Raw genomic sequence first — 1,435 nt, forward strand, 5'->3', positions numbered from 1 at the left:
AGCCTCGCTTTATACACCATAACTTATGCGGATTCACTTAGTAACGGTCAGATTACTGTTGCCGATGACAGTCAGCTGAACAACAATAGTTACTCTCTGACAGTTGCTGTTGATGACGAAGATGAGGATAGTACGGCAGACGATACTGCCTCTATAACGATCAGCGTCAATAACCCTCCGACGCTAACTGGAGTGCCGGCTAGTATAACGGTCGCTATTGGCTCGATATCTGACCTTGATTTATCTGCCGTCAGTCTGGCAGACATTGATAGTGATGAAATTACACTTGAGATAAGCACTCCTTCGGGAACATTGGCTGCAAGTTCTGATACAGGTGTTGTTGTGAGTGGCTCAGATACCAACACCCTGACGCTCGAGGGAACACCTGATGCTATTAACACTTATCTGGATACAGTCTCCAATATTCAATATAAGCCGGAAGACGAAGGAAGTGGTACAACGCTGACGCTGAGAGCCTCTGATGGAGAGGCTGACTCTGCTATTGCCACGTCGACAATTAACGTTAACGACTTGCCTACTGGTGACGTCACCATCACAGGCGATGCGGTAGAAGACGCGACTTTAACTGCCTCCAACACCCTGGCGGACGAAAACGGCCTGGGCATGGTGACCTACCAGTGGCTACGCGATGGTAATGAAATCATCGCCGCCACCGGCGCAACCTACACCCTGACCCAAGCCGATGTGGGTGCTGCCATCAGCGTTCGCGCCAGCTACACTGATGATCAGGGCACCGCCGAAGCGGTCACATCTGCCGCAACGGGTAGCGTCGCCAACGTCAACGATGCACCGATGGGTGGCGTGGCAATCAGCGGCGATGCGATCGAAGATGAAACACTCACAGCCGACACCAGCGCTCTGGCCGATGAGGATGGTCTGGGCGCTTTCAGCTACGTTTGGAAGGCCGATGACACTGCCATCACAGGTGCCACCAGCAGCACCTACACCTTGACTCAGGCTGAAGTGGGTAAGGCAATCACCGTTGAAGTCAGCTATAGCGATGATCAGGGTACCGCTGAAACGGTCACATCCGCTGCCACGGATAGCGTGGCCAACGTCAACGATGCCCCCGCTGGCGATGTCATCATTACCGGCGATGCGATCGAAGATGAAACGCTCACAGCCGACACCAGCGCTCTGGCCGATGAGGATGGCCTGGGCGCTTTCAGCTACGTTTGGAAGGCCGATGACACTGCCATCACCGGTGCCACCAGCAGCACCTACACCTTGACTCAGGCTGAAGTGGGCAAGGCAATCACCGTTGAAGTCAGCTACACCGACGGGCAGGGCACCGCCGAAGCCGTGACATCTGCTGCCACGGGTAGCGTCGCCAACGTCAATGATGCACCGACGGGTGGCGTGGCAATCAGCGGCGATGCGATCGAAGATGAAACGCTCACAGCCGACACCAGCG

The 1,435-nt window shown here is 55.0% G+C and carries 1 protein-coding gene; it reads left to right on the plus strand.

The window, feature by feature from the left end:
- The coding region (locus INT21_RS12385) for a hypothetical protein (protein ID WP_226930650.1) at positions 1–1,435 on the plus strand (1,435 nt) is incomplete at both ends.

The sequence above is a fragment of the Halomonas sp. 3F2F genome (assembly GCF_014897805.1).
GTDB lineage: Bacteria > Pseudomonadota > Gammaproteobacteria > Pseudomonadales > Halomonadaceae > Vreelandella.